Below are 4,986 nucleotides of genomic sequence, written 5' to 3'. Positions count from 1 at the left end.
GCGCTCCGCGGCGCGGCCCCGGGGCGAGCACCGCGCTGAGCGGCCTGCGTCGTACCGGTTGCGTCCTTGGTGGCCGAACTCAACGGGCCCCTCCCACTTCGTGAACTGTCCGGTGGCCGTCCGCGCCCCGGCGGACCGGGGCCCGGGCACCGCCCCGGCTGGGCTGCACACCGGCCGCACCTCACGACGCACCGGCACCCGCGTCGACCGTACTGCCCCGACGACCGTCGCGGACCCCCCAGTCTGGCAGCACCGGCCCCGGGTATACGGCCGGTTGCACACGGTTGTTACCGCCTCTCCCGAAACGCGTGGGCAGAATCACCCTCTGGTGCCCGTTTCGACGCCCCGCCCCCACGGGGAACCAAGCGGAAAGTAGGGTGGAGCGCTGCACCGGGCCACGACCCGACCCAGCGCCGCCGCCCGCCGGCGCGTACCGGGAGTCGGCGCCGCACCCGGACAGCCAGGGCAACAGCAGCAGAGGAGAAGTGGCAACGTGGTCACCGCGCGCGCAGCCGCCACCTTCGACCCCGACGGCCGGTCCGCGGCCGCCGCCCGAGGCTTCGTCCGGGACGCGCTGCTCGGCTGGGGCCTGCCCGAGGTCGTCGACGACGCCGTCGTCCTGGTCAGCGAACTCGTCACCAACGCCGTCGTGCACGCCGGCACCGCCGCCGAGGTCAGCTGCCTGCGCGAGGACGGCACCGTCCGGATCGAGGTCACCGACCACCACCCCGAACGCGGCCTGCCCGCCTTCACCGACGGCCCCGTCACCGCCTCCGACCGCTACGCCGACCCCGACGGCGAGGGCGGCCGCGGCCTGCTGATGTGCTCCGCCCTCGCCGAACGCTGGGGCGTCGAGTACTCCGCCGGCCGCAAGACCGTCTGGTTCCGGCTCACCCTGCCCGTCCCCGTCGCCGGCACCCGCTACGCCGTCCCCGCCACCCCCGGCAGCGACCTGCCCAGCGGCCCCGGCCCGGTGCACGTCGCCGTCGTCCAGCTCGACGACGCCGGCCGCGTCCTCGCCTGGAACCCGGACGCCGAAGCCCTCTTCCAGCACCCCGCCGACACCGTCCTCGGCCGCCCCTGGGCCGACCTCGCCGTCTGGCCCGACACCCCCGCCCGCGGCCTCGGCCTCGCCGAGACCCTGCGCCTCGCCCGCTGGGAGGGCGGCTTCGCCGTCCGCCGCGCCGACGGCCGCACCGAGGAGGTGTACGGCGTCCAGGTCCGCGTCCGCGACACCGAGGGCGTCCCGTCCACCCTCTGCCTCCTCGTCCTCGAACCCGACCGCGCCGTCCTGCGCTCCCCCGCCCGCACCCTGCCCGGCGACCGCCCCGATGCGGCCGGCCCCAGGCTCGACCTGCTGGCCGGCCCGGTCGCCACCGACGACCTCGACACCCTGCTCCAGCGCACCGTCGAACGCGCCCGCGACCTCCTCGACGCCGACGCCGCCTACCTGCTCCTCACCACCGAGGACGAGAGCGAGTTCGAGGTCCGCGCCGCCACCGGCCTCACCACCGGCCACCGCCGCCACACCCGCTTCCCGGTCGAGCACGGCAACCGCTACGACTCCGCCCGGCTGCCCACCGTCCACGACGACCTGACCGCCCGTCCGACCGGACTGCCCCTGCTCGACGGCAGCGGCCTGCGCTCCCTCGTCACCGTCCCGCTCAAGGTCGAGGGCCGGCTGATCGGCTCCCTCGGCATCGCCACCGCCGCCCCCGGCCGCTACGACAACGAGGACGCGCTGCGCCTGCAGTTCGCCGCCGACCGGGTCGCCCTCGCCGTCGAGAGCACCCGCCTCACCGAGCTCGAACGACTGCGCCGCGGCTCGCTCTCCTTCCTCGTCGAGGCCTCCGACCTGCTCGCCGGCACCCTCGAACACGAGCAGACCCTCGCCCTGATGGCCCAGATGGCCGTCCCCACCCTCGCCTCCTGGTGCGCCGTCTACACCAAGGGCGATCACGGCGCCGCCCCCGGCCTCGCCTTCGTCCTGCACGAGGACGAGGACCGCATCGACGCGCTGCGCGGCCTGCTCGACAAGACCCCCGCGCCCGACCCCGGCCCGGCCCACAACGCCCGCTTCTGGCCCGCGCCCGCCGAGACCGCCGCCGGCGGGTTCACCGACAGCCCCGAACTCGCGGGCGTGCTCGGCGAGACCGTCGTCCTGCCGCTCACCGCCCGCAACCGCGTCATCGGCCTGCTGGCCCTCGGCACCCCGGCCGGCATCCGCTTCCGCCAGGAGATCCTCGAACTCGCCGAGGACCTCTCCCGCCGTGCCGCCCTCGCCCTCGACAACTCCCGCCTCTACTCCGAGCGCACCGCCACCAGCCAGGCACTCCAGCGCAGCCTCCTGCCGCCCGACCTGCCCGAGATCCCCGGCGTCGAGGTGGACGTCTACTACCAGGCCGCCGGCGAGGGCAACGAGGTCGGCGGCGACTTCTACGACCTGTTCACCATCCGCGAGGGCACCTACGGCTTCGCCATCGGCGACGTCTGCGGCACCGGCCCCGAGGCCGCCTCCGTCACCGGCCTCGCCCGCCACTCGCTGCGCCTGCTCGCCCGCGAGGGCCTGGACGCCCCGCAGGTCCTCAGCCGGCTCAACGCGGCCATCCTGGACGAGGGTTCGCGCAGCCGCTTCCTCACCCTGCTCTACGGCGAACTGACGCCCCGCCCGGACGGCAGCACCGAACTGTCCCTGGTCTGCGCCGGCCACCCGCTGCCGCTGCGGCTGCGCACCGACGGCCAGGTCGACCGCGCCGCCACCCCGCAGCCGCTGCTCGGCGTCATGGACGACCTCGACCTCACCGCCGAGCACCTGGTGCTCTCCCCCGGCGAGGTCCTGCTCTGCGTCACCGACGGCGTCACCGAGCGGCGCGAGGGCCGCCGGATGCTCGGCGACGACGGGCTCGCCGAGGTCCTCACCGGCTGCACCGGCCTCACCGCCGGAGCCGTCGCCATGCGCGTGCAGCGCGCGGTCGAGCGCTTCGCCCCGGAGCCGCCGTCCGACGACATGGCGATCCTGACGCTGCGGGTGCCGGCCCAGCGCGTGGGCTGAGCCCCGGTACGCGGTAACCCCGGTGCTCGGGCTGCGGCTTGGCTCGGCTCGGCTGAGCAGATCTGCCACGCCCGGGCCCACCCGGCGGCCGGTCGTGAGCGTTCCACAGCTGACGACGCCACAAATTGTGCGATTCACAAGGGTACAAGCCAGGTCGGCACGGGTACACCGACCTCAGCGGGGACTTCCCCCGAACCCCTGGCCCGAACCCTTGGCCCGGATCACTCGGCCTCGGCCCACCACCTCTGACCGCAGCCCGCGCACGCTCCTGCCGTGCGCCCTCGGCGCGGTCGCGCGCACCCTCTCGCAACCACTCCTTCGGACCACCCTCCTGCGTTGACTGCGCCCTGCGCGCGCCCAGAGTGAAAGGAGCCTCCGGTGAGCAACGACGCCTCCGGGGCAACGAACGCCCGTCCCACCGGAGCCGACGCGGGTAACCTCGGCTACCTCGCACTCGGCCTCACACTTCTCGCCTTCGGCCTGCTCTCGACCGGAATCCTCAAGGGCACCGGCGTCGGGGACGCGGCCCACCTCGCCCACGTCGTCGGCGGCCTCACCCTGTTCGTCGCGGGCCTCTGGCAGCTCCGCGGCGGCGAGGGCTTCACCGGCACCGCCTTCACCAGCCTCGGCGCCTTCTGGGCGACCTGGTCGATGGCCGGCGGCGCGAGCAAGAACGCCGCCGGGCTGTTCCTGCTGCTGTGGGCCCTGCTCGGCCTCACCCTCACCGCGGCGAGCTGGGGCGCGGGCCTGTACAACCGTGCCGTCTACGGCCTGCTGACGCTGTCCCTGCTGGTCGCCGCCATCGGCGCGTTCGGCAGCCACGCCAGCCTCACCAAGCTCGCGGGCTGGGTCGCGGCGCTGGCCGGGCTCATCGCCTGGTACGGGGCCACGGCCAGGCTGAGCAACGGCAAGTGGGGTCGGATCGCCCTGCCGATCAAGTGACCTTCTCGGTCCGCGACGTCCGCGCGTCGGACCCGCTCCGGGGCCGGTCCTCCGTCTCGACGGAGGACCGGCCCCGCCGACGTGCCGTCAACGCCAGGACGGCGTAGGCGAAGCACAGGATCGCGACGGCGACGATGCCGTCCGCCCAGAAGTGGTTGGCGGTCACGACGACCACGGCGACGGTCAGGACGGGATGCAGGACCATCAGCCAGCGGAACGGGCTCCGCGCCACCCGGATCACCGCGACCGCCGCCAGCACGCACCACGCCACGTGCACCGACGGCATCGCGGACAGCTGGTCCGCCACCACCACGCCGCCGACCGCGCCCCCGTACACGGACTGCCCGTACTCGGCGGCCACGTCCACGAAGCCGTTCTGCGGCAGCATCCGCGGCGGTGCCACCGGGATGAACTGGACGAGGAGACAGACCGCGGTCGTGATCACCACGGTGTTGCGCACCCACGCGTACCGCTCGCGGTGCCGGAGGAACACCCAGAGCAGCACGAGCAGCATGACGCCGAAGTGCATGGACGCGTAGTAGTAGTTCGCCAGCCGCACCAGCACCGGGTAGGGCGTGATCGCGGCCTGCCACGACGCTTCGTCCGGCAACCCGATCGCCAGCTCGGTCCGGTGGATCCAGCTCGCCCGGTCCAGCGCGTGGTCCGCGCTCATCACCGACAGGTGCCCGACCAGCTGCCACAGTGCGAACAGGGCGAGCAGGGTGCCGGCCTCGCGCAGGAGCGCCGACAGGGCCGGTTTCCTGACCCGCGCGCTGACGTACGCACCCCCGTAGAGAGCAACGGCGGTGCCCCCGGCGGACTGCCAGGTCAGGGTCAGGTTCTGCATTCGCAGAGGGTAACGCAAAAAGACCCACTCCCGGTCGGGAGTGGGTCTTTTTGGAATGATTGTTCGGCGGCGTCCTACTCTCCCACAGGGTCCCCCCTGCAGTACCATCGGCGCTGTGAGGCTTAGCTTCCGGGTTCGGAATGTA

The 4,986-nt window shown here is 73.8% G+C and carries 3 protein-coding genes and 1 rRNA gene; 2 read left to right on the top strand and 2 right to left on the bottom strand.

Annotation, left to right across the window (positions count from 1 at the left end; all coding sequences use genetic code 11):
• Positions 1-493: 493 nt before the first annotated feature.
• Both AB0O00_RS29425 and AB0O00_RS29420 read left to right on the top strand, forming a co-directional pair.
• Positions 494-3,052 (top strand): SpoIIE family protein phosphatase, encoded by a 2,559-nt coding sequence (locus tag AB0O00_RS29425; RefSeq protein WP_363656867.1) that lies wholly within the window; start codon positions 494-496, stop codon positions 3,050-3,052.
• 378 nt (positions 3,053-3,430) lie between these two features.
• Positions 3,431-3,994, top strand: a complete 564-nt coding sequence (locus tag AB0O00_RS29420) for an acetate uptake transporter (protein ID WP_363656866.1) — start codon at positions 3,431-3,433, stop codon at positions 3,992-3,994.
• Here AB0O00_RS29420 and AB0O00_RS29415 read toward each other — a convergent pair.
• Both AB0O00_RS29415 and rrf read right to left on the bottom strand, forming a co-directional pair.
• Positions 3,987-4,841 carry a phosphatase PAP2 family protein gene (locus AB0O00_RS29415; protein WP_363656864.1) on the bottom strand — a complete coding sequence of 285 codons (855 nt, stop codon included), beginning with the start codon at positions 4,839-4,841 and terminating at the stop codon, positions 3,987-3,989. The genes AB0O00_RS29420 and AB0O00_RS29415 overlap by 8 nt on opposite strands.
• A 61-nt stretch (positions 4,842-4,902) precedes the next feature.
• A 5S ribosomal RNA gene (gene rrf, locus AB0O00_RS29410) occupies positions 4,903-4,986 on the bottom strand; the annotation flags it as partial.

The organism is Kitasatospora sp. NPDC093558 (genome assembly GCF_040683475.1).
GTDB lineage: Bacteria > Actinomycetota > Actinomycetes > Streptomycetales > Streptomycetaceae > Kitasatospora.
Note: the sequence above shows the minus strand (reverse complement) of the source record. Positions and strands in the feature narration are given on the sequence as shown.

Bases quoted from the DNA above. Each gene is read 5' to 3' on its own strand.
- AB0O00_RS29415 (WP_363656864.1), bottom strand. From the start codon at position 4,841: ATGCAGAACCTGACCCTGACCTGGCAGTCCGCCGGGGGCACCGCCGTT.